The 22,167-nt window shown below is 71.5% G+C and carries 22 protein-coding genes; 11 read left to right on the forward strand and 11 right to left on the reverse strand.

The window, feature by feature from the left end:
* The first annotated feature begins 91 nt into the window (after nucleotides 1-91).
* Nucleotides 92-1,138 carry an LD-carboxypeptidase gene (locus tag H286_RS0109625; RefSeq protein ID WP_020097988.1) on the forward strand — a complete coding sequence of 349 codons (1,047 nt, stop codon included), beginning with the start codon at nucleotides 92-94 and terminating at the stop codon, nucleotides 1,136-1,138.
* Between the two features lie 10 nt (nucleotides 1,139-1,148).
* On the opposite strand, the gene H286_RS0109630 is transcribed toward H286_RS0109625, so the two are convergent.
* The 3 genes from H286_RS0109630 to H286_RS0109640 all read right to left on the reverse strand — a co-directional run bounded on the left by H286_RS0109630 (nucleotide 1,149) and on the right by H286_RS0109640 (nucleotide 3,414).
* Complete coding sequence (locus tag H286_RS0109630; protein WP_020097989.1) at nucleotides 1,149-2,216, reverse strand: sodium:calcium antiporter; 1,068 nt, start codon at nucleotides 2,214-2,216, stop codon at nucleotides 1,149-1,151.
* A 64-nt stretch (nucleotides 2,217-2,280) separates the two neighbouring features.
* Nucleotides 2,281-2,793 (reverse strand): DUF2087 domain-containing protein, encoded by a 513-nt coding sequence (locus tag H286_RS0109635; RefSeq protein WP_020097990.1) that lies wholly within the window; start codon nucleotides 2,791-2,793, stop codon nucleotides 2,281-2,283.
* 9 nt (nucleotides 2,794-2,802) lie between these two features.
* On the reverse strand, nucleotides 2,803-3,414 hold the full coding sequence (locus H286_RS0109640; protein WP_020097991.1) for a GNAT family N-acetyltransferase: 612 nt from the start codon (nucleotides 3,412-3,414) through the stop codon (nucleotides 2,803-2,805).
* Nucleotides 3,415-3,488: 74 nt separating this feature from the next.
* Between H286_RS0109640 and H286_RS0109645 the strand changes: the two genes are divergently transcribed.
* The 3 genes from H286_RS0109645 to H286_RS0109655 all read left to right on the forward strand — a co-directional run bounded on the left by H286_RS0109645 (nucleotide 3,489) and on the right by H286_RS0109655 (nucleotide 6,841).
* A complete protein-coding gene (locus H286_RS0109645; RefSeq protein WP_020097992.1) occupies nucleotides 3,489-4,103 on the forward strand; it encodes a TetR/AcrR family transcriptional regulator in 615 nt (204 codons plus the stop codon).
* Nucleotides 4,104-4,170: 67 nt separating this feature from the next.
* On the forward strand, nucleotides 4,171-5,880 hold the full coding sequence (locus tag H286_RS0109650) for a long-chain-fatty-acid--CoA ligase (RefSeq protein ID WP_020097993.1): 1,710 nt from the start codon (nucleotides 4,171-4,173) through the stop codon (nucleotides 5,878-5,880).
* 76 nt (nucleotides 5,881-5,956) lie between these two features.
* The gene (locus H286_RS0109655; RefSeq protein WP_020097994.1) at nucleotides 5,957-6,841 is read left to right on the forward strand and encodes an aldo/keto reductase; all 885 of its coding nucleotides are present in this window, start codon (nucleotides 5,957-5,959) and stop codon (nucleotides 6,839-6,841) included.
* Nucleotides 6,842-6,946: 105 nt separating this feature from the next.
* Here H286_RS0109655 and H286_RS0109660 read toward each other — a convergent pair whose 3' ends face one another.
* Nucleotides 6,947-8,602 carry a RecQ family ATP-dependent DNA helicase gene (locus H286_RS0109660; protein WP_231370929.1) on the reverse strand — a complete coding sequence of 552 codons (1,656 nt, stop codon included), beginning with the start codon at nucleotides 8,600-8,602 and terminating at the stop codon, nucleotides 6,947-6,949.
* A 129-nt stretch (nucleotides 8,603-8,731) separates the two neighbouring features.
* On the opposite strand from H286_RS0109660, the gene H286_RS0109665 reads away from it, so the two are divergent.
* Together H286_RS0109665 and H286_RS0109670 are read left to right on the forward strand one after the other, a co-directional pair.
* On the forward strand, nucleotides 8,732-9,304 hold the full coding sequence (locus tag H286_RS0109665; RefSeq protein WP_020097996.1) for a cysteine hydrolase family protein: 573 nt from the start codon (nucleotides 8,732-8,734) through the stop codon (nucleotides 9,302-9,304).
* Between the two features lie 44 nt (nucleotides 9,305-9,348).
* Nucleotides 9,349-11,433 (forward strand): S9 family peptidase, encoded by a 2,085-nt coding sequence (locus H286_RS0109670; RefSeq protein WP_020097997.1) that lies wholly within the window; start codon nucleotides 9,349-9,351, stop codon nucleotides 11,431-11,433.
* A gap of 21 nt (nucleotides 11,434-11,454) precedes the next feature.
* Here H286_RS0109670 and H286_RS0109675 read toward each other — a convergent pair whose 3' ends face one another.
* The 3 genes from H286_RS0109675 to coaBC form a co-directional block, all read right to left on the reverse strand.
* The gene (locus tag H286_RS0109675; RefSeq protein WP_020097998.1) at nucleotides 11,455-12,351 is read right to left on the reverse strand and encodes a DUF1295 domain-containing protein; all 897 of its coding nucleotides are present in this window, start codon (nucleotides 12,349-12,351) and stop codon (nucleotides 11,455-11,457) included.
* A gap of 25 nt (nucleotides 12,352-12,376) precedes the next feature.
* Nucleotides 12,377-14,179, reverse strand: a complete 1,803-nt coding sequence (locus H286_RS0109680; protein WP_020097999.1) for an AMP-dependent synthetase/ligase — start codon at nucleotides 14,177-14,179, stop codon at nucleotides 12,377-12,379.
* Nucleotides 14,180-14,268: 89 nt separating this feature from the next.
* Nucleotides 14,269-15,474, reverse strand: coding sequence for a bifunctional phosphopantothenoylcysteine decarboxylase/phosphopantothenate--cysteine ligase CoaBC (coaBC, locus tag H286_RS0109685; RefSeq protein ID WP_020098000.1), 1,206 nt, complete (start codon nucleotides 15,472-15,474; stop codon nucleotides 14,269-14,271).
* Between the two features lie 42 nt (nucleotides 15,475-15,516).
* On the opposite strand from coaBC, the gene H286_RS0109690 reads away from it, so the two are divergent.
* Together H286_RS0109690 and H286_RS0109695 are read left to right on the forward strand one after the other, a co-directional pair.
* Nucleotides 15,517-16,218, forward strand: coding sequence for an NRDE family protein (locus H286_RS0109690; protein WP_028497469.1), 702 nt, complete (start codon nucleotides 15,517-15,519; stop codon nucleotides 16,216-16,218).
* Nucleotides 16,194-16,892, forward strand: coding sequence for a YdeI/OmpD-associated family protein (locus H286_RS0109695; RefSeq protein ID WP_231370930.1), 699 nt, complete (start codon nucleotides 16,194-16,196; stop codon nucleotides 16,890-16,892). The genes H286_RS0109690 and H286_RS0109695 overlap by 25 nt, the downstream gene beginning before the upstream one ends.
* On the opposite strand, the gene H286_RS0109700 is transcribed toward H286_RS0109695, so the two are convergent.
* On the reverse strand, nucleotides 16,872-17,798 hold the full coding sequence (locus tag H286_RS0109700; protein ID WP_018185483.1) for an NAD(P)/FAD-dependent oxidoreductase: 927 nt from the start codon (nucleotides 17,796-17,798) through the stop codon (nucleotides 16,872-16,874). The two genes, H286_RS0109695 and H286_RS0109700, sit on opposite strands and share 21 nt — an antisense overlap.
* 67 nt (nucleotides 17,799-17,865) lie before the next feature.
* Here H286_RS0109700 and H286_RS0109705 point away from each other — a divergent pair, with 67 nt between their 5' ends.
* Entirely contained in the window at nucleotides 17,866-18,417 is a 552-nt protein-coding gene (locus tag H286_RS0109705; RefSeq protein WP_028497470.1) for a helix-turn-helix domain-containing protein, read from the forward strand.
* Nucleotides 18,418-18,448: 31 nt separating this feature from the next.
* Nucleotides 18,449-19,030 carry a hypothetical protein gene (locus H286_RS0109710; RefSeq protein WP_020098004.1) on the forward strand — a complete coding sequence of 194 codons (582 nt, stop codon included), beginning with the start codon at nucleotides 18,449-18,451 and terminating at the stop codon, nucleotides 19,028-19,030.
* Between the two features lie 3 nt (nucleotides 19,031-19,033).
* On the opposite strand, the gene H286_RS0109715 is transcribed toward H286_RS0109710, so the two are convergent.
* From H286_RS0109715 to H286_RS0109725, 3 genes are all read right to left on the reverse strand, one after another.
* Nucleotides 19,034-19,405 carry a VOC family protein gene (locus tag H286_RS0109715; RefSeq protein WP_020098005.1) on the reverse strand — a complete coding sequence of 124 codons (372 nt, stop codon included), beginning with the start codon at nucleotides 19,403-19,405 and terminating at the stop codon, nucleotides 19,034-19,036.
* A gap of 174 nt (nucleotides 19,406-19,579) precedes the next feature.
* Nucleotides 19,580-20,212, reverse strand: coding sequence for a hypothetical protein (locus H286_RS0109720; RefSeq protein WP_020098006.1), 633 nt, complete (start codon nucleotides 20,210-20,212; stop codon nucleotides 19,580-19,582).
* 33 nt (nucleotides 20,213-20,245) lie between these two features.
* Nucleotides 20,246-20,860, reverse strand: coding sequence for a hypothetical protein (locus tag H286_RS0109725; protein ID WP_051090666.1), 615 nt, complete (start codon nucleotides 20,858-20,860; stop codon nucleotides 20,246-20,248).
* A gap of 83 nt (nucleotides 20,861-20,943) precedes the next feature.
* Between H286_RS0109725 and H286_RS0109730 the strand changes: the two genes are divergently transcribed.
* Nucleotides 20,944-22,167 (forward strand): HNH endonuclease signature motif containing protein, encoded by a 1,224-nt coding sequence (locus H286_RS0109730; protein WP_036324282.1) that lies wholly within the window; start codon nucleotides 20,944-20,946, stop codon nucleotides 22,165-22,167.

Raw genomic sequence — 22,167 nt, forward strand, 5'->3', positions numbered from 1 at the left:
CAGATCCGTTCCAGGATCCGTCGGCGTTCCTGCGACGGGGTGAATCACCGGTGAACAGCGCGTGACGGTCCTCGGATGCCACGATGAGGGCGTGCCCCGCTCATTCCGAACCCTTTCGAAGCTCCGCCCCGGCGACCGCGTCGCCGTGCTCTCGCGGTCGTTCGCGGCCCCCGGCTTCGCCCCCGCGGTGCACGAGCAGGCGCTCCGCCGCATCCGCGACGAACTCGGGCTCGAGCCGGTCGAATATCCGACGACGCGGATGCTGGGGGCCGACCCGCGCGCCCGCGCCACCGACGTCGAGGCCGCGCTCGCGGCATCCGACGTCCGTGCCGTCTTCGCGAGCATCGGCGGGGACGACCAGATCACGGTCGTGCCGCATGTCGACCTCGCGGGTGCGCTCGCCGACCCGAAGCCGTTCGTCGGGTACAGCGACAACACGCACCTGCTGAACGCCCTCTGGCAGGCGGGCGTGCCCGGCTTCTACGGCGGGTCGACGCAGGTGCACATCGGCGCGGGGCCGGGGCTCGACGGCATCCATCTCCAGTCGCTGCGCGCCGCGCTGTTCGACGGCGGCGAGCTCGAGCTGACCGAACCGGGCGAATCCGAGGACACCGGTGTGGACTGGCTCGACCCGCGGGCGCTGATCTCGTACGGCGACCGCGTCCCGACCGAGCCGTGGACGTGGTCCGGGCCGGCGCGGGTCGTCGAGGGCCGCACCTGGGGCGGGTGCCTCGACGTGCTCGACGAGATCGGCCTGGCGGGACGGATGCCGGAGCTCGAGGACCTCCGCGGTGGCATCCTCCTGCTGGAGACGAGTGAGGAACTGCCCTCGCCCCGCCTCGTCGCGCGCTGGGTCCGCGCACTGGGCGAGCACGGCGTGCTCGGCGTCGTCGCGGGCGTCGTCGTCGCGCGGCCGCCGGTCAGCTCATTCGGCGACGAACCGGATGCCGAGACCCGCCGCGCGCGCCGTGAGGCGCAGCGTGAGGTGGTCACCGGGCTCGTCGCCCGCTACAACCCCGACGCCGTCGTCTGCGTCGGCGTCCCCTTCGGGCACACGCGTCCGCAGTGGATCGTGCCGTACGGCGGGACGATGCGCCTCGACGGCGTCGAGCGGCGCGTGTTCGCGTCGTACGACTGACCGGGCGGACTCAGCCGGAGGCGACCGCGAAAAGGCCCGCGACCCCCACCGCGTAGAGCACGAGGACCGTCAGCGAATCGACGCCCATCCCCAGTATCCGCCGCGAAGGACGGAAGATGAGCCCGACCACGTAGACCAGGGTCAGCAGGGCAGCGAGGGCGGTGAGGTAGATGTCCGTCGCGCCCGCGCGCGGCAGGACGGCCTGGCCCGAGATGACGGTCGCGACGAGGAAGAGCACCGGAAGGAACGCGTTGCCCCCGAAGATGTCGCTCATCGCGAGGTTGTCGTCGCCCTGCCGGATCGCCTGCAGGCCCGTGGAGATCTCGGGGAGCGAGGTCGCGAGGGCGAGGAACGTGGCGCCGAACAGGACGCCCGAGAGCCCGATGTCCTCGGCGATGGCGTCGCCGGCGCGCTCGAGGACGACACCGGCGCCGAGCGTCGCCGCGGCGGCGACCAGGAAGATCGTGACGACCAGCCATGTCGGCCGGCTCTTGTGGGGGTGCTGCGGCTTCGAGCGGCGGTGTCCGGGGGTGTGCGGCGACGCATCGTCGGCGGTTCCGCTGCCGCTCCAGGGCAGGTGGCGACCGGCGCGCTGCACGAGCAACAGGCCCGCGATCCAGAGCGCGGTGATGAGGACGACGTCCGGCGTGAGGCGCAGGGCGACGAGTCCTTCCGGCAGCTGGCTGCCGGCCACGACGGCCGCGAGCACGGCCACCACGACGAGCCCTTCGAGGACCAGCACGAGGGATGCCGCGCGGTAGGTCAACGGCTTCACCCCGCGGCCCCGGCGGCCGAACGCGTCGAGCACGACGAGGACGACGGTCTGCAGTGCGATGCCACCGAGGATGTTGCCGACCGCCACCCCGAGGTTGCCCGCCGCGGCGGCGCTGACCGTGATGGCGATCTCGGGCAGGTTCGTCGCGACGGCGAGGATGATCAGCCCGCCGAAGGCGCTGCCGATGTGCCAGCGCGCGTCGAGCACGTCGGTGGTCTTCGAGAGTTGGATGCCGGCGACCCAGACGACGGCGGCGGCTGCGACGAAGACGACGACGACCAGCCAGAACGGGAGCGAGTTCACCGCACCAGTGCACACCCGGAGGCGGCCGTCCGCATAGCGGTTGACGGCGCCGGCAGAGCGTCTCCTATGAGGACGGGTCGACGACCAGCGCGTACTCGTTACCCGACCGCGTGCGTTCGACGAGGTCGTGGTCGACGAGGTGCCGCCGGAGGGCGGCGACGTCGTCGGTGAGGGCTTCGAGCCGCTCGTTGATCCCGCGCTCGTCCAGGACCTCGCCGGGGGCGAGGATGCGGGCGGCGAGGAGAATCAGGAGTTCGCGGCGTTCGTCCGGATTCGACGGATACCCGATCAAACGTCCGTCAGGTGAGAGGTAGCGCGCGATGCCCGTCGGCCTCGGCGCGGAAGGCGCGGCGGCCAGGACGCGGGCGAACGCCCCGCCGTCCGCCCGCAGGTCATCCGTGAGCAGCCCGGCGCGCTGCAGCGTCTCGACCACGTGGCGCCGACGCGACGGCGACAGGCCCTCGAGGGCGTCGTCCGCAGTGGCCCCGAGTGTCAGCCGGGCGAACGCCTCGCGAACGCGGTCGTTCGCGAGCGCGGCCACGAGCGGACGCCACTGATCATCGCCCGATCGGTCCATGCCAGCACGCTATCGCGCGGCGGGCAGCCTCAGCATCGCGACCGGCCGCGCCCCCGGCACGCCCTCGATCGGGCTGAGCTCCTCGAACCCGAGGCGTCGGTAGAGGCGACGGTTGTCGGGAGTGGAGGATTCGAGGTACGCGGTCTGTCGGGTGGTGTCGAGGGTGTCGAGCTGCGCCGACAGCAGCGCCCTGCCCACACCTCTGCCGCGCGCCGCGGCGCTCACCCCGATCTCGGCGAGGTACCAGTGCGGGGCGCGCGGACGGTGGCGCGCGAGGCGCGAGAGCAGGGACAGGGCCCGCGGCATCCCGAGCCAGCCGAGCGCCCGCGCGAAGCGGGGGAGCTCCGACGCCTGGCGTGCGAGCGCCCCCCGCTCGGCGTGCGGCCCCTCCCACGCGGCGACGCCGAGGATCGTGCCGTCCGCATCGCGCGCGAGATCGACCGTGCCCGTCGCGTACGGCCCACTGGCGAGCAGGCCGTGGAACAGATCGGTGAGCCGTTCGTGCCGACGCCGCGTGCCCGGCACGACGGCCGCCATGACGGGGTCCTGCGCGAACGCTTCGGCGAGGATCGTGGCGGCGGGAGCGAGGTCGGTGGCGCGGGCGGGGGTCACGCTGATCATGAGATCTCCTCAATTGGTCCGAGTGGATAAAACTAGAATGGATGCCACCACGCGCCGCACGCTCGGAGATCACTGTGAACGACCCGTCACCTCGCCGGACCTATCTCGACGTCGACGATCGCCGTCGCCAGCTGCTCGACGCCGCGGTCGAGGTCATGGTGCACGACGGGGTCGCCGCGCTGTCGCTCCGCAGCGTCGCGCAGCGAGCGGGCGTCGCCCATCGCGTCGTGAGCTACGCCTTCGGGTCGAAGGCCGATCTCGTAACCGCCCTGCTCGAGCGGGAGTCCGGGCTGCTGACGCGCCGGCTGTGGGCCGAGCCGCTCGCACCGCTCCCCCTCGGCGATGCCGTCGCTGCGGCGCTCCACACCTTCGTCGCCGAGCTGCGTCGCGAGCGCGCGCGTCACGAACGTCTCGCCGAACTCACCGCGATGGCCCGCTCATCGGAGGCGCTCGCCGGTGCCGCGCGCGCCGAGACCGAGGCTGTCCGCGGGGAGATCGAGCGGCTCGTCGAGGCGTGGATGGCGTCCCGGGGCGGTGTGCTGACCGCGCCGACGGCGACGCTCGTGGCCGCCCTGCATGCGGCGGCCGAGGGACTCGCCGCGTGGTGGCTCGCGACCGGAGACGACGACCACGTCGACGATGTCATCCGGGTGTTCGCCGCGGGGCTCGCCGGATTCGAACGCGCGTAGCGGACGCACAGCAGACGCATCGAAAAACCGCCCTACGCTGGCGGAACACCGAGGAGGACACACGACGATGACTTCGACACCGCCGGCATCCGATCTGCAGGAACGCCCCTGGCTGGCCGCTTACGCGCCCGGCGTCCCCGCAGACATCGACCCCGTCGACGAGACGCTCGTCGACCTGCTCGACCACTCGGTCGTGCGCTACGGGTCGAAGGTCGCGACCGAGTTCTTCGGCGCTGAAACCACCTACGCCGAACTCGGCGAGCAGGTCTCGCGCGCGGCGAACGCCCTGCGCAAGCTCGGCGTCAGCGCCGGCGACCGCGTCGCGCTCGTCCTCCCGAACTGCCCGCAGCACATCGTCGCGTTCTACGCCGCTCTGCGCATCGGCGCGATCGTCGTCGAGCACAACCCGACCTACACGGCCCGTGAGCTGCGGCACCAGTTCGAGGTGCACGAGGCCGTCGTCGCGATCGTCTGGGACAAGATCGCCGACATGGTCGCCGAGTTCCCGAGCGACATCGCGCCCGCCGCGATCGTCGCCGTCGACATGACCGACGCCCTGCCCTGGGCATCGCGCACCGCCCTGCGCCTGCCCGTCCCCGCCCTCCGCGAGCGACGCGAGGCGCTGACCTCGAAGCCGACCGCGCGGGGGATCATCCGGTGGTCGCAGTTCACGAACGCCCGCCGGCTGCCCCGCAAGTACGCGCGGCCCGTCCTCGACGACACCGCGCTCCTGCAGCTCACGAGCGGGACGACCGGGATGCCGAAGGCCGCCGTCCTCTCGCACCGGAACCTCCGCTCGAACGCGGAGCAGGGGCGCGCGTGGGTGCCGGGGCTGACCGAGGGCGAAGAGACGTTCTACGCCGTCCTCCCGATGTTCCACGCCTACGGGCTGACCCTCTGCCTCACCTTCGCGGTGTCGATCGGGGCACGGATCGTGCTGTTCCCCAAGTTCGACGTCGACCTCGTCGTGGGCGCGTTGAAGAAGTCGCCGCCGACGTTCCTGCCGGGTGTTCCGCCGATCTACGACGCGCTGTCGCGGGCCAGCACCCGCAAGGGCGTCGACCTCTCGACGATCCGCTTCGCGATCTCGGGTGCCATGAGCCTCCCGGTCCCCACCGTGACCCGGTGGGAGGAGGTCACGGGCGGCCTGCTCGTCGAGGGCTACGGCATGACCGAGACCTCGCCGGTCGCCCTCGGCAACCCGATCGGCCCGACGCGCCGCCCGGGCACCGTCGGCGTGCCGTTCCCCAGCACGGACATCCGGGTGGTCGACCCCGACGACCCGAACGTCGACCGTCCCGCCGGTGAGGCGGGCGAGCTCCTCATCCGCGGGCCGCAGGTGTTCCAGGGCTACTGGCGCCGCCCCGAGGAGACCGCCGCGGTCCTCCTCGACGGCGGATGGCTGCGCACCGGCGACATCGTCACCGTCTCGGAGGACGGCTTCGTCACCGTCGTCGACCGCGTCAAGGAGCTCATCATCACGGGCGGGTTCAACGTCAGCCCGAGCGAGGTCGAGCAGGTCCTGACCCTGCACCCCGACGTCGAGTCCGCCGCGGTCGTGGGCGTCCCACGGGCCACCGGCGGCGAGGACGTGGTCGCGGCCGTCGTCATGAAGCCGGGGACGGCGTTCGAGGCATCCGCCCTCAAGGACTTCGCCCGCTCGCACCTCGCCGCCTACAAGGTGCCCCGCAAGGTCGTGCAACTCGACGATCTGCCGCGCTCGCAGATCGGCAAGGTGCTGCGCCGACAGGTGCGGGAGCAGCTGACCGCGGGCTGATCTGTCAAGGGTCGTCGCGCCGGGCGGTGTCGACTGGCAGGGTGGATGCCGCACCCCACCCCGTCGAAGGAGACTCATGTCGCAGCGCACACTCGGACCGTTCACCGTCTCGGCCATCGGACTCGGCGCGATGCCGGTGTCGATGAACGGCAACGGCCTGCCCTCGCACGACGACGCCGTCGCGACGGTGCGCGCGGCGCTCGACGCGGGCGTGACGCTCATCGACACAGCCGACATCTACGCCCCCAGCTGGGACGAGATGGGCCACAACGAGCGGATCGTCGCCGACGCGCTCGCCGGCTGGGACGGCGACCGGTCGTCGATCGTCGTCGCCACGAAGGGCGGCATCACCCGGACGGCCGAGAAGGACTTCGGTCGCGACGGATCGCTCGGCTACCTCCGCAGCGCCGTCCAGAAGTCGCTGAAGAACCTGCAGGTCGAGGTGATCGACCTGTACCAGTACCACCGCCCCGACCGCTGGATGGTCTACGGCGAGGTCATGCAGAACCTCAAGACGCTGCAGAACGAGGGACTCGTCCGCACGGTCGGCATCTCGAACGCCAGCGTCGAGGAGATCCAGATCGCACAGGAGGTCCTCGGTGAGGGGAACCTCACGAGCGTGCAGAACGAGTTCTCCCCGCGGCATCCCGGCAGCTACGGCGAACTCCGGTACTGCGTCGAGAACGGCATCGCCTTCCTGCCGTGGAGCCCGCTCGGCGGCATCGGCGGCGCCGGCTCGATCGGGGAGCGGTTCACGGTGTTCGCCGAGATCGGCCAGGCGCACGGCGTGAGCCCCCAGCAGGTCGTCCTCGCCTGGGAGCTGTCGCTCGGCGAGACCGTCATCCCCATCCCCGGGGCGAGCCGCCCGGCATCCATCACCGACTCGTTCCAGGCGCGCAACCTCGAGCTGTCGGCCGACGAGCTCGCCCGCTGCTCGACCGCCGTCGGCATCGAGGTCTGAGGGGCGTTCGGCCCTGGGGCTCGGTCGCCGTGCCCGATGCAGGTTCAGCGTGCGAAACGGCGGCCGTGGCGGCCCCAAACTACCTCTGGACCTGCACTCGGCCCGTCAGCCGGCGTTGAGCAGGTGCTCTCGTTCGACGATCTCGAGCGAGAGCACCTTGTAGCCCTCGCTGTCGAAGAACACCCGCATGCGGTCGTCGTCGATCGAGACGACGGTGCCGGCGCCCCATTCGCGGTGCGACACCTTCTCGTCGATCTCGAATGCCGATTCTGAGACGGATGCCGGGGCCCGAACGGCGTCGGCTGCCCCCGCCGCGCAGGTGTCGCAGTTGCCGCACGGCTCGTCGAGGTCCTGCCCGAAGTAGCCGAGCAACACCTGCCGCCGGCACCGCCGCGTCTCGGCGTACTCCCGCATCGTCTCGATGCGGGAGCGCTCGATCCGCTCGCGTTCATCGACCCGCTCGAGCGCCGCTTTCACGGCCGCTCGCTCGTCGAGGTTCCGTCGCAGCGACACCCCGGACTTCGACGCGCGCGCCGACCCGGTGTCGATCAGCAGCGTCAGCAGTCCCGTGACTCGCCGCGGTGACAGTCCGGACTCGGTCGCGAGAGCGGACTTCAGGCGCGCCCGTGTCGACATCGCCCTCATAAGGCGGCGGATCTCGGCGGCATCCGGATTCTTCGTCGCGAAGTAGCGGCGCAGCGCGAGGTCCTCGGCGCGGTAGTGCAGCGTGCCGTGGGCCTCGTCGCCGTCGCGGCCGGCGCGGCCGAGCTCTTGGAAGTAGGCGTCGATCGATTCGGGCACGTCGGCATGGATGACGAAGCGCACGTTCTCCTTGTCGATCCCCATGCCGAACGCGCTCGTCGCGACGACCACGTCGAGCTCGTCGCAGAGGAACTGCCGGTGGACCTCCGCCCGCTCCTTCGACGGGAGCCCGGCGTGGTACGCCCGGGCGCGCCTGCCGCGCTCGGTCAGGTCGTCGGCGTACTGCTCCGCCGAGCGTCGCGTCGACGTGTAGAGCAGCCCGGGAACCGGCAGCGAGGCGACCTCGTCGACGACGGCGGCGCGCTTCTCGCGGTCGTCGCCGTGGCGGCGGACGCCGAGGCGGATCGACGGCCGGTCGACGTCGCCGATGTGGATCGACGGATCGTTCAGGCCCAGTCGGGACGCGATCTCCTCGCGGACGGGGGTGGATGCCGTCGCGGTCAGCGCGAGGATCGGTGGCCGCCCGAGCCGCTCGGCGACCTCGCCGAGACCGAGGTAATCGGGACGGAAGTCGTGCCCCCACGAGGCGATGCAGTGCGCCTCGTCGACGGCGAGGAGCGCGATGTCGAGGGTGGCGAGCTCGGCGACGACCTCGTCGCCTGCCAGTTGCTCGGGTGCGAGGAGCACGTAGGTCGCCTCGCCCTCGCGCAGGCGGCGCCACGCCTCGGCGCGGGCCTTCTCGCCCCGCCCGGAGTTGAGGGCCACGGCCTTCGGCGCATCGGGGGCGTGCGCGAGACCGGCGAGCTGGTCCTCCTGCAACGCGATGAGCGGAGACACGACGACGGTGACGCCGGGCCGCAGCGCTGCGGTCACCTGGTAGACGGCGGACTTGCCCGATCCGGTCGCCCAGACGACCATCACGTCGCGCCCGCCGGCAGCGGCCTCGATCGCGTCGAGCTGCGCCGGTCGCAGATGCGTCAGCCCGAACCGCTCGGCGGCGACGCGCTCGACCTCGGCGCGATCGGGGGCGGACGATGCAGAGGTGGAGCGGCGTGGCATCCCTCCACGGTCGTCGACGCCGCAACGTCCGAGGACACCCTTGACACCGGATGCCTCGAGCACCAAGCCTGGCAGGATCCCGCCGCTCCCTGACCGCCGCACAGGAGAGTCGCGTGCCAGGCTCGACTCGTGCAGATCCCGCCGCGACACCTCACCCTCGACCGTGCTGCGCTCGTCGTCATCGACGTGCAGCGCGGCTTCGACGACTCCGCGCACTGGGGCGAGCGCGACAACCCCGAGTGCGAGGCGAACATCGCCGCACTGCTCGAGCGGTGGCGTGAGCGCGGCTGGCCGGTCGTGTTCGTCCGGCACGACTCGACGTCGCCGGTGTCGCCGCTTCGACCCGGCCAGCCGGGCAACGACCTCAAGCCGGAGGTCACCGGCATCCCGGATCTGCTCGTCACGAAGAGCGTGAACTCGTCGTTCCACGGGACGCCCGACCTCGACGCGTGGCTGCGCGCGAACGGGATCGCGCAGATCGTCGTCACGGGCATCTCGACGAACCACTGCTGCGAGACGACGGCCCGCGTGGGTGGCAACCTCGGCTACGACGTGTACTTCGCCCTCGACGCCGCCCACTCGTTCGACCGGACGGCGCCCGACGGCACCGTCGTCACCGCAGCGACGCTCGCGGCGATCACGGCGACGAACCTCGACGGGGAGTTCGCCACCGTCTGCTCGAGCGCCGACCTGCTCCGCTGAACCAGCCCTGTCGCCGCGACGGGGTCCGCGGTTAGCGTGGAGGGATGCCGCAGAACCCCTTCGCCTCGCTCGAGGACTACATCGCCCTGCCCCGCATCGACGCCGTCGCGCTCTCGCCCGACGGCACCCGCGCCGTCCTCACGGTCGCGACCCTGAACAAGGACAAGACCGGATACGACCGGGCGCTGTGGGAGGTCCCGGCGACCGGTGGCGGCACACCCCGTCGGCTGACCCGCTCGGCGAAGGGCGAGCAGGGCGCCGCGTTCACCGCGGACGGCGACCTGCTGTTCGTGAGCGCCCGCCCCGATGCGGAGGGCGACGGCGAGGACGAGGCCGCGCAGCTCTGGCTGCTGCCCGCGAACGGCGGCGATGCGCGAGCGATCACGCGCCTGGCCGGGGGAGTGTCGGGCATCGCGGCCGTCGCGGATGCGGCATCCGTCGCCGTCCTCGCCGCCGACCTGCTGCCGTCGGCGGACACGCTCGAGGCCGACGCGACGCTGCGTGCCGAGCGGAAGAAGCGCAAGCTCTCCGCGATCCTGCACACGACGTACCCGGTCCGCTACTGGGACCACGACCTCGGACCCGCCGAGCCGCACCTGCTCTCGCTCGACATCGACGCGCTCGCCGAGACGATCGGATCGCTCGCCGCTTCGGACACGGCGGAGGACGAACCGGATGCCACGACCCCCTATCCCGCGTCGCTTCCGCGCCCGCGCGACCTGACGCCCGCCCCCGGCCGCACGGCAGACACCGCCGGGACGGCGCTCACCCCCGATGGACGCACGCTCATCGCCGCGATGCGCTTCCCGCAGGGCCGCGCCGAGCGGTTCGCGATCGTCTCGATCGACGTCGCCTCGGGCGCACACACGACCCTGTTCGAGGAGCGGTCGACGTACTTCGAGTCGCCCGCGGTCAGCCACGACGGCCGGTCGATCGCCTACGGGCGGGCGGCGTTCTCGGACCCGACCGGCCCCGCCGATCAGGAGCTCTGGATCGCCGGCATCGACGGCTCGGAGGCGCGCCGGATCGCGGAGGGCTGGGACCGCTGGCCGACCAGCATCGCGTTCGCGCACGACGACACCGCGCTCATCGTGACCGCCGACCAGGACGGGCGAGGCCCCGTCTTCCGCGTGCCGCTCGACGGCGGCGCTCCCGTGCAGCTCACGAGCGACGACCACGCGTACTCGAACGTGTCCGTCGACCGCGCGACGGGCGCGCTCGTGGCGCTCCGCTCGTCGTGGATGGTGCCGCCGCATCCGGTCCGCATCGACCCCGACGGCACCGTGACCGCGCTCGCGACGCCGGCTGCGCTGCCCACGCCCGCCGGAACGATGACAGAGGTCGAGACGACCGCCGAGGACGGCGCCCGGGTGCGCGGCTGGTTGCTCCTGCCCGCGGGGGCGGATGCGGCATCCCCCGCACCTCTCCTGCTCTGGATCCACGGCGGGCCGCTGAATAGCTGGAACGCGTGGAGCTGGCGCTGGAGCCCGCAGCTCGCGCTCGCCCGCGGGTACGCCGTGCTGCTGCCCGACCCGGCACTGTCGACCGGGTACGGCCTCGAGTTCATCGCCCGGGGCTGGAACAGCTGGGGCGAGAAGCCGTACACCGACCTCATGTCGATCACCGACGAGGTCGTCGCCCGCGCGGATATCGACGAGACGAAGACGGCCGCGATGGGCGGCTCGTTCGGCGGGTACATGGCGAACTGGGTCGCCGGTCACACCGACCGCTTCCGCGCCATCGTGACCCACGCGAGCCTGTGGGCCCTCGATCAGTTCGCCGGGACGACCGACGCTTCGTCGTACTGGCAGGAGATCTTCACGCCCGAGGCGATGGTGGAGAACTCACCGCACCGCTACGTGAAGGACATCTCCACACCGCTGCTCGTGATCCACGGCGACCGCGACTACCGAGTGCCGATCGGCGAGAGCCTGCGCCTCTGGTCGGAGCTCAACGAGCACTTCGGCGAAGACGACGGGTCGACCGTGCACCGGTTCCTGTACTTCCCCGATGAGAACCATTGGGTGCTGAAGCCGCAGCACGCCGTCGTCTGGTACGAGACGGTGTTCGGCTTCCTCGGCGAGCACGTGCACGGCACGCCCGCGCCGAAGGTCGCCGGGCTCGGCTGAGGCGAGCCCGGCTGACCTGCGTCAGTGCGCGGCGACCTTCGCGCGTCCGAGCGAGGGCACGAGGACCGGCGTCGCAGTCTTGTACGCCTCGTAGTCGGCGTCGCCTCCCCAGCGCTTGTCGGCCTTCTTCTCGAGAAGCGGGATGCCGCTCACCCGGGTCAGCAGCAGAATCACGAACACGGGCGAGAGCAGGCCGATCCACTGCCAGCCCTCGAAGACCGGTGCGGCGACGATCGCGACGCCGACCCACGCGAGGATCTCGCCGAAGTAGTTGGGGTGGCGGGAGCGCGACCACAGCCCGGTCCGGATGAAGCGGCCCTTGTTGGCGGGGTCCGCCTTGAACGCGTTCTTCTGCAGGTCGGCGACGACCTCGATGAGCATGCCGACGATCCAGATCACGATGCCGATGCCGGCGAACACGTCGAACGAGACGCGGTCCGCGGGCTCGGTCGCCATCGCGATCCACGCCGCGGCGGCCGTGATGCTGACCCAGAGGCCCTGCATGATCCAGACGCGCAGGAACGACAGCGGGTGGACCTTGATGTCGTCGAAGCGGTCGTCGCTGCCGGAGCGGTGGATGCGGATGAAGAGGAACGAGCCGAGGCGGGCCGCCCAGATGATCACCATCGCCGCCAGGGCGAGCGAGCGGGCGTCGGGCGACGGCGACAGGAGGGCGACGCCGAGCGTGACCAGGATGAACGTCGCGCTGCCGGTGGCGTCGAAGAAGCGCTCGGTGCGAGCGATCGCCGACGGGATGTAGACGAGCACCTGCACGGCGAACGCGGCGGCGACGGCGAGGGCGAAGACCGGGATGCCGCCGACGGTCGCGCCTCCCTGGCTGCCCGCGAGCGCGACGAGCGCGCCGATGACGAGCCCGACGACGACGGTGATGACGGCGGAACGGTTCTGCGAAGACATGGTGGCCTTTCGAGGCGGGGGAAGGTCAGCTGTAGAGGGCGGCGACGACGTCGGAGCCGCGCTCGAGGAGGACGCGGCGCTTGATCTTGAGCGTCGGCGTGATGATGGTGGTGTCGGCGAGGTCGGCGGCGATGACCGTGAAGCGGCGCACCTGCTCGCTGCGTGAGACGAGCGCGTTCGCGGCGTCGATGCTCCGCTGGATCCGCGCCCGCAGGCCTTCGTCGGGGATCTCGCGCAGTTGGCCGGCGGCGGGCGCATCGCCCTGGCGGGCGGCCTCGTCGGGATCGAGGACGATGAGCGCGGTGAGGTACGACCGTCCCTCGCCGACCATGACGGCGTGCGAGACGAGCGGGTCCGCCTCGACGGCGAACTCCCACGGGGCGGGGACGACGGTCTTGCCGGTCGAGGTGACGATGACGTCCTTGACCCGGCCGTCGATGATGAGCCGCCCTTCGGCGTCGAAGCGGCCGAGGTCGCCGGTGCGGAAGAACCCGTCGACGAAGGCGTCGGCGTCGTGCGCGGGGTCGCGATAGCCGCGGAAGACGCCGATCCCCTTCGCGAGGATCTCGCCGTCGTCGCCGATCCGGACGGTCGAGCCGGGGAGGGGTCGACCGACCGTGCCTGCACGGATGTCGCCGGGCAGGTTGCCGGTGAGCGGCGCGGTCGTCTCGGTGAGGCCGTAGCCCTCGATGACGGGAACCCCGATGCCGCGGAAGAACAGCGACACCTCGGGGTCGAGCCGCGCACCGCCCGAGAGGATGTAGTCGACCCGTCCGCCCATCACGGCGCGCAGGCGGCGGAAGAACAGGGTCTCGAACAGGCGCTGACGAACGGATGCCGGTGCCCGCCCGTCCGTGCGCTGCTCGGCCGCGCGTCCGCCCGAGACGGCGGTCGCGACAGCGGCGCGCCACACGCGGCCGAGGTGCGCGGCATCCGCCTTCTGCGCGGCGGCTGCCTGGATGCGCTCCAGAACGCGGGGGACGACGACGAGGAACGTCGGCCGGAGGACCGACAGCGTCTCGACGACCGTGCTCGGGTCGCTCAGATGCGCGATGCGCATGCCGTTTGCGAGGCAGATGAGCTGCAGTCCGCGCGCGAGGACGTGCGCGAGCGGAAGGAAGATGATCGTGTTGCCCTGCTCGTGGACGACCTCGCCGTAGGCCGCGGCGATGTTGAGCACCTGGCCGAGGAAGTTCCGGTGCGTGAGCACGGCTCCCTTGGGCTCCCCGGTCGTGCCGGAGGTGTAGACGATGGTCGCGGGTGCGTCGAGGTCGGCCGCCGTGCGGTGGCGCTCGAGGTCGGCATCCGTCACGTCGTCGGCCCGCGAGCGCAGATCGTCGAGGGTCCGGATGCCGCCGGCCACCCGGTCGGCCGGGTCCATCGCGTAGGCGCCCAGGCGTCCCGCGCCGGTCTCGGCGAAGGAGTCGGCGAGGCGGCGGGTCTGGGCTTCGGTTCCGCCGACGCCGAGCACGACGCCGGCGTCGGCGACGATGCCGGCGACCTGGACGGGCGACGACGTCTCGTACACGGGCACGACGACGGCCCCGGCGAACCAGGCGGCGAGGTCGGTGACGGCCCACTCGTAGCGGGTGGAGGCCATGATCGCGAGAGCGTCGCCGGGGGCGACACCCGCGGCGATGAAGCCCTTCGCGAGCCGGCGGACCTCGCCGAGGAATCGGACGGTGGACACCTGCCGCCACGAGCCGTCGCCGGTGGCGACGTCGAACGCGGCGTGGTGGGGAGCCTTCTCGGCACGCTGGACGAGGAGGTCCGTGACGTTGCGATGCCCGTCGACGGGCGCGAGAAGGGGAGTGTGTATCTGCGGCACACAGATGATTCGGAGCCCGAACCGAATCGGATGCCGCTATCTTCCGCGCGAGCGCGAGAGGGTCAGCCTTCCGCGCGAGCGCGAGAGGGTCAGCGCAGGCGCAGGACCGCGTCCCACAGGGCGTCGGCGACGACGCGCTTGGTCCCCGACGCCTGCGACGCGACCTCGTCGGTGGCGTCGACGAAGAGCACGCGGTTCTCGGCCGTCTCGAAGCCCTCCTGCCAGCCGACGCGGTTCACGGCGAGCAGATCGACGCCCTTGCGCGCCCGTTTGCGGATGCCGCGTTCGCGGAGCTCCGCGTCGTCGGCGGCCGTCTCGGCCGCGAAACCGACGATCGTCTGACCCGGATGGCGCGCCCGGACGAGTCCGATGAGGACGTCGGGGTTCTCGACGAGATCGAGGGTGACGGTGCCGTCCTCCTTGCGGATCTTGACGTCCGAGACCTCGGGGACCGAGAAGTCGGCGACCGCGGCGGCCATCACGACGACGTCGGCCTCGGTGCTCGCGGCGCGCATCGCGGCATCCATCTCGACGGCGGTCACGGCACGTTCGACGGCGATCCGCGGGTGGTGGAGGGCCCTGTCGAGCACGCCGTCGTCGACGTGCGCCGCGACGAGGTGGACGTACGCGCCGCGGTCGGCGGCGGCGAGGGCGACGGCCACCCCCTGCTTTCCGCTGGACCGGTTGCCGAGGAAGCGGACGGGGTCGATGGGCTCGCGCGTGCCGCCGGTCGACACCGCGACGCGTAGCTCCGCGAGATCGGATGCCGGGGCTCCGGCGGCAGCGAGGGCAGCCGCGACGATCTCGTCGGGCTCGACCATGCGCCCGGGTCCGCTGTCGCCGCCGGTCAGCAGGCCGTCCGCAGGGCCGACGATGTGCACGCCGCGCGAACGGAGGGTCGCTATGTTGGCCTGCGTCGCGGCGTGGTCCCACATGGCGGTGTGCATGGCGGGTGCGACGACGACGGGCGCGGTCGTGGCGAGGAGGGTGACGCCGAGGAGGTTGTCGGAGATGCCGGCGGCCATCTTGGCGAGCGTGTTCGCGGTCGCCGGCGCGACGATCACGAGATCGGCCTGCGTGCCGAGGGCGACGTGGCGGACCTCGGCGACGTCGTCGTGCACGCTCGTCGTGACAGGATGGCGGCTGATCGCCTCCCACGTGGCGGTCCCGACGAAGCGCAGCGAGTTCTCGGTGGGAACAACGTGCACCTCGTGCCCGTTCGTCACCAGTGCGCGGACCACCTGCACCGTTTTGTACGCGGCGATGCCGCCCGAGACGCCCACGACGACGAACATGGTCCGATCCTCCCACGGGGTCGGACGCGAAAGGCCACCACGATGTGCACCGTGATCGTCCACGTTCCCGAGGACGCCACGGCGGCGATCCGCGTGCTGGCCGTCCGCGACGAGGATCCCGCCCGTGCGTGGGATCCGCTCGGGCCGTGGTGGCCCGACCTTCCCGGGGTGATCGGCGTGCGCGACACCCGCGCGGGCGGCGCATGGCTGGCGGCGGACCCGTCGGCATCCCGCCTCGCCGTCGTGCTCAACCGGGCCGACCTCATCGACGACTCGCTCGCGACCGGCTCGCGCGGGCACATCGTGCTCGACGCTGCGGCCGGGCGAGGGCTGCCCGAGGTGCCGCCGACGCACGGCTTCAACCTGCTGACGGTCACGCTGGGTCGCGCCCGCGTCTCGATGTGGGACGGCGAGTCGGTGCGCGCAGTCGACCTGGCGCCCGGCGTCCACATGATCGCGCACGACGACGTCGACGATCCGAAAACGGCGCGCATCGTCGCGTGGCACGACGCGTTCGCGGCACCGTCGGGCGACGACTGGATCGCGGAGTGGCTCGGCGCGCTCGAGCGCACCACGGCACTGGAACCGACCGACGACCGCGCCATCATCCGCGACAACCGCCCGCACGGCTACCCGACGCTGTCCCTCCTCGTCTGCGCCGCGTCCGTCTCCGCGAGCGGAGCCGAAGTCGTCTACGGCGAGTTCGACGAGCCCGGGGCGTGGAACAGCCTGCAGCTGCGCTGAGCGCGTCGGATGCCGGTGATACCGTCGCGACCATGGTGGAACCGGCATCCGACCCGATCTTCTTCGCCTCGGCGGCGGAGTTCGGCGACTGGCTCGAAGCCCACCACGAGACGGCTGTCGAGGTGTGGACGGTCTTCTACCGGAAGGGCGATCCGCGGTTGGGTCTGACGTGGGCCGACGCGGTTCCCGAGGCGCTGCGTTTCGGCTGGATCGACTCCGTCAGCCGCGGCATCGGCGACGGCGCCCGCGTCCAGCGCTGGACGCCGCGGAAGTCCCGGTCGATCTGGAGCGCCGTCAACATCGCGCACATCGAGCGGCTGCAGGCCGAGGGGCGGATGCACCCCGCGGGAATCGCCGCCTTCGAGCGACGGACCCCCGACCTGTCGGGCGTCTACTCGCACGAGCAGCGGAACGAGCTCACGCCCGAGCAGGCGGCATCCCTCGCCGCGAGCCCGGCCGCCCAAGCGTTCTGGGATGCCGCCACGCCCTCGTATCGCAGGACCGTGGCGCACTGGGTGCAGAGCGCGAAGCGCGAGCAGACCCGCATCGACCGGCTCGCGACGCTCGTCGAGGACTGCGCGGCGGGCAGGCTCGTGCGGTTCCAGCGGTACGGCGAACCGCCGGCGTGGCTGGCCCGCGCCGCCGCGGCGGCCTCAGCTGCGCAGGGTCGCTGAAGCGGCGTCCTCCATGACGAGCGCCGCGTTGAGACCGGCGCCGGCCATCGAGCCCTGGCCCATCGAGAGCGGCACGTTGCCGAACGGGCTCACGACGTTGCCGGCGGCGAACACGCGCGGATGACTCGTCGCCCCGCGCATGTCGACGCGGAGTCCTTCGCCGGGCTCGGTGGATACGGCGAGGTCGAGGTTCGCCGCATAGTCCAGGTGCAGGCGCGGCGTCGGCGCGGTGAACAGCGCGTCGATCGGGTGCGCCGCGCCGTCCGCCGTGAGAGCTGCGGTCACCACGTCGTCGTCGGTCCGGAGCTCCGTGACCGGGCTGTCGACGAGGCGGATGCCGCGCCCCGCCAGGCGTGCGGCGACCGTGTCGTCGACGTCGCCGAGACCCGCGGTGAACGCGGTCACGTCATCGCTCCACTGCCGGACGAGCTCGATCTGGTGCAGGCTCGCGGGCGAGGTGGCGAGCACGCCGAGGCGGCGCCCGGCGACCTCGTAACCGTGGCAGTACGGGCAGTGGATCACGCCGCGGCCCCACTGCTCCCGCAGGCCCGGGACGTCGGGGAGGTCGTCGACGACGCCGGTGGTGAGGACCGCGCCGCGCGCGGCGAGGATGCCGCCGTCGTGCGCCACGGTGAGGTGGTCGCCGGCGTCGTCGATTGAGGTCACGGTCGTCTCGAGGAACTCGACCCCGTACGCCTCCGCCTCGGCCCTGCCGATGCGCAGGAGCTCGGCGGGGGAGCGCCCGTCGTGTCCGAGTACGCCGTGCATGTGCGCGGCGAAGCGGTTGCGGGGAGCGCCGGCGTCGATCACGAGCACGCGGCGGCGCGCGCGCCCGAGCATCTGCGCGGCACTGAGTCCGGCGGTGCCGCCGCCCACGATGACGGCGTCGTAGAGGGTGTCTGTCATGGCTCCACGGTGCCTCGCCGCCCGTCGTGGTGGCAAAGATCTTTGCCGAACTGGCAAACTCGAGGCCATGACGACGGATTTGACCAGAGTGGGGCCGCGGTTGCGGGCGGCACGGCAGCAGCGCGGCTGGACGCTGGCCGACCTCGCGCAGAAGGCGGGGATGTCGATCAGCACGCTGTCCCGCCTCGAGGCGGGGCGGCGACAGGCATCCCTCGAGCTGCTCCTGCCGCTGGTCTCAGTCCTCGACCTGCGTCTCGACGACCTCGTGCGCGGGGAGCCCGTCGACCCGCGGGTGCGCCGCGCGACCGAGCGTCGGCACGGCATGGTCGTCGCGCCGCTGACCCTCGAGCATTCGCCCGTGCAGACCTACAAGATCCGCTACGCCGCGGCATCCACAGCTCCCGCGGCGAAGGTGCACGACGGTGTCGAGTGGTTCTACGTGCTGAGCGGCACGATCCGGCTGCTGCTCGACGGCGAGGAGCATCGGATCGGCGCGGGGGAGGCCGCGGAGTTCGACACGGGCCTGCCGCACAGCATCAGCGCCACCGACGAGGGCCCTGCTGAGGTGGTGAGCATCTTCAGCGCATCGGGCGAGCGCATCCACGTGCACGGCTCGTGACGGTGTCGGCGGGCGGTCGTACGGTGTCGGCATGAGAACCGATGACCTGTTTCTCGAAGCGGATGCCGCGTTGCGCTCCGTCGTCGATCGCATCGAGCCGGCCGACCTGTCGAAGCCGGCCCCGAAGGAGTGGACGTCCACTCCCGATCCCACCTTCCGAGACATCGTCTTCGCCCACGCGTACGACGAGGCGTGGGTCCCCGACGTGCTCGCCGGGAAGTCTCCCGCCGACGGTGACGAGTTCCGGAACGCCGACCTCCTCGGCGACGATCCGATCGCGTCCTACGACCGTCTGAACGACACCGCGACGGCCGCGGTGCGGGAGGGTGTCGCGCCCGGGACGACGTTCCGGTTCCAGTACGGCGATTACTCCGTCGAGGAGGGGTTCGCCCACCTGGCGACGTATCGCGCGTTCCAGGCGTGGCTGATCGCGAAACATCTCGGCATCCCGTTCCGCATGTCTCCCGAGCTCATCGCCGGGCTGAACGAGAACGTCGTCCCGCACGCCGACGAGTGGCGGCAGTGGGGTGTGTTCCCTCCCGCGATCGATCCGCCGGCGGGTGCAGACGACGAGACGCGGCTGCTCTGCGCGGTCGGGTTCTGGGAGGCATGATCGTCAGCGTTCGTGAACCGCGAGGACGTTGCCCGCGGGGTCGCGGAACCACGCGATGGTCGGGCCGTGGCCCCGCATGACGCCCTTCGAGTCGGTGGGCATGTCGTCGTAGATCGCGGTCTGAACGCCCTTGGCGTTGAGGTCGTCGACGGCGGCGTCAACGTCGTCGACGGGGAAGTTCAGGATGGTGAAGCCCGCAGGTTCGTGGTGCGGCTTGCCGTAGACGAGCACCGCGCCGCCTGACGCGAGGTTCAGGTGGAGGAAGCCGCTGTCGAGCGTCGTCACGTCGAGGCCGAGGGTGTCGGCGTAGAACGTGCGCGCCGCATCGAGATCGTCGACCGCGAACCCGCTGTACGCGCCGTCGTTCTGGAACATGGCCGTCTCCTTCGTCCGGGGGGTGCGACCAGGGTGGCGCTCGCGGCGGGGCTTGTCCAGGGGGGAGGGTGCCGGGCCTGTGCGTTCGCGCGGAGATCTGCGCTCGAGCGGAGGTTCTGTGCTCCACACATCCGAGCGAACGCGGCTCTCCGCTCGACGGCAGGGGGCGGACGGTCAGGATCCCGGCGCGGGCTCCGAGGGTGACGAGTAGACCGGGACGGATGCCGGTCGCTCCGACGCGACGGCGAGGAGTGCGGCGATCCCGAGTCCCAGCGTGCGGACGAGGAATCCGATCACGCCGAGCGCCGACGAGAGCCCGACGAACTGGACGGCCGTGGCCTGGTCAGCTCCCGCGACGACCACCAGGCTGAGCGCATCGCAGGCGACCGAGACCGCGAGGGCGATCGCGGGCGCCCACCGCCACGCGCGCGGGGCGACCGCCGCGCGGCCGATCTGCACGACGGCGATGAGGCTCAGGGCGAGCGGAACGAACGTGGACACCTCCCACGGGATGAGCGGGATGGGATCCATGGGGTCCTGGAACAGGCCGACCATCCGCATCGCCAGGGGCCAGAGGGCGACGAGCGCGAGCGTGATCATCCCGAGGGGGCGACGTGCGACGACGCTGTCGCGCGACGAGGTGCCGATCGCGAAGACGAGAACCGCAGCCGCCCAGAGCAGGTCGACGGAGAATGCCAGGACGTCGGTCAGCGACGAGCCCAGCGTGGCACTGAGCAGGATGCCGGCCACCCCGCACGCGATCAGTCCGGCGCCGCCGATGGTCCAGGTGAGTCTGCGTCCGCGCATGCCTGCACGCTACCCGCTGAGTTCGGCGCGCGCTCACGTGGGCTGGTGTCGTCGACCACGCGCCGAAGGTGGAGAGAAGGTGAGCCACTCCTCGTCGACCAGATATCCGAGGCGGTGGTTGGAACGGATAATCGCGGCGTTCTCCGCGGCGCCCCCCGTCCGGAAGACGCCGACGCCCTCGCGGACGAGAGCCAGTATGGATGCCGCTTTCACCGCCGTACCGAGGCCCAACCCGCGGTGCTCTGCGGCCACGACCGTGAACTCGGTCTCAGCGGTCCCGCCGTCGACGTCGACGTAGGTGACCGCGAGAACCCGGCCATCCCCATCGACAACGCCGAAGCCTCGTCTCGTGGGCGACACTCGGGTGGTCGCCTTCGTCAGCGGATGGTGCTGAGTCGCGACACCACCTGGATAGTCGGCCAGCGTCGCCACGTCGAGCAGGAGAACGGCATCAAGATCCGCGTCTCCGATCTCGCGAACGTCGCCGTGCTGGCGACCTCGCTCCACCGCTCCGGAGAGGGCATCGACATCGATGCCCGACGCCGTGACCTGCGCTGCCCACGATCGTGAGACGACAACCCACCCGGCGGCGTCGAGCTCGGCGCACCGCGGGTCGTCGGATTTCACCACTGTCTGTTCCGGCTGCACTCACTCAGTGTGGCCGAAAGCGCCGGTCGGGCGGCGACACCAGCGCCGGAAGCGATGTCGGAACCCCCTTCTAGTCTGGGAGTATGTCCAGTCCTTCCCCGTATGTCGATGAGGTCCCCGAGGGGATCCCGACGACCCTGGACTGGGTTGTGTTGAGCGCGGACATGGCCACGATCCACGCGGCGCAGCGGTATGCGAGCATCGTCGAGTTGTGGGATGACGCGATCCGCGCGGCGACCCGGGATGAGGGTGCGTCGGTGCTCGTGGAACGGTCGGTGCGTCTCGAAGTCGCGTCGGCGTTGCGGATCAGCGAGCACGCCGCGGGCCGTCTCATGGGGGTCGGGCGGGCGTTGGTGAAGCGGTACCCGGCGGTGTGGGAGTCGATGAGTCACGCGGATATCACCGACACCCACGCGACGATCATCGTCGACGGCCTCGATGAACTCGACGTCGTGCGGGATGACCTCATTGGTGAGGTGGTGGCGCTGGCCGAGGAGATGCCGACCGGGCCGTTCCGCCGCGCCGTGAAACAGATCGTGGACCGAGAGCGTGAAGCGACGATCGCGGAACGTCACATGGATGCCGTCGCCCGCAGGCACGTTCGCGTCGAACCCGGTGCGGACGGGATGGCGTGGCTGACCGCGCACCTCCCCGCCGTCGAAGCGCACGCGATCCACGGCAGGCTCACCGCCATCGCGAAGACCCTCGACGACGAACGTTCACTCGACCAGAAGCGCGCCGACGTGTTCGGCGACCTCCTCATCGACGGGGAGACCGAATCCCTTCCCGACACCGTGCGCGGCATCCGCCCGACCGTCACGGTCACCGTGCTTGCTCTCACACTCCTCACCGGTGACGGCTCTGCCGCGCAGGTCGACGGTGTCGGGCCGATCCCGCTCGACCGTGCGCGGGAGTTGTGCGGGGCGGCATCCGGGTGGATGCGGGTCCTCACCCACCCCGAGACCGGGGTCGTCCTCTCCGTCGGACGTGAACAGTACCGGCCCCCGGCCGACCTCCGCCGGCTCGTCGCGTGGCGGGCCGCCCGGTGCATGGCACCCGGCTGCGGGATCCCGGCCGATCGGTGCGACATCGACCACACCGTCGACTGGCATCACGGCGGGCACACCGACGCCACCAACCTCGCACCCCTCTGCCGCGGGCACCACACCTTGAAGCACCACACCGGCTGGCACGTCAGAGCCCAACCCAGTGGCGCACTCGAATGGACCTCACCCGCCGGCCGGGTTTACCTCGTCCACCCCGAACGACGCATCCCGCAGTTCACCACCGACCCACCACCGTTCTAG

This window comes from Microbacterium sp. 11MF (assembly GCF_000383475.1).
GTDB classification, from domain to species: Bacteria; Actinomycetota; Actinomycetes; order Actinomycetales; family Microbacteriaceae; genus Microbacterium; species Microbacterium aquilitoris.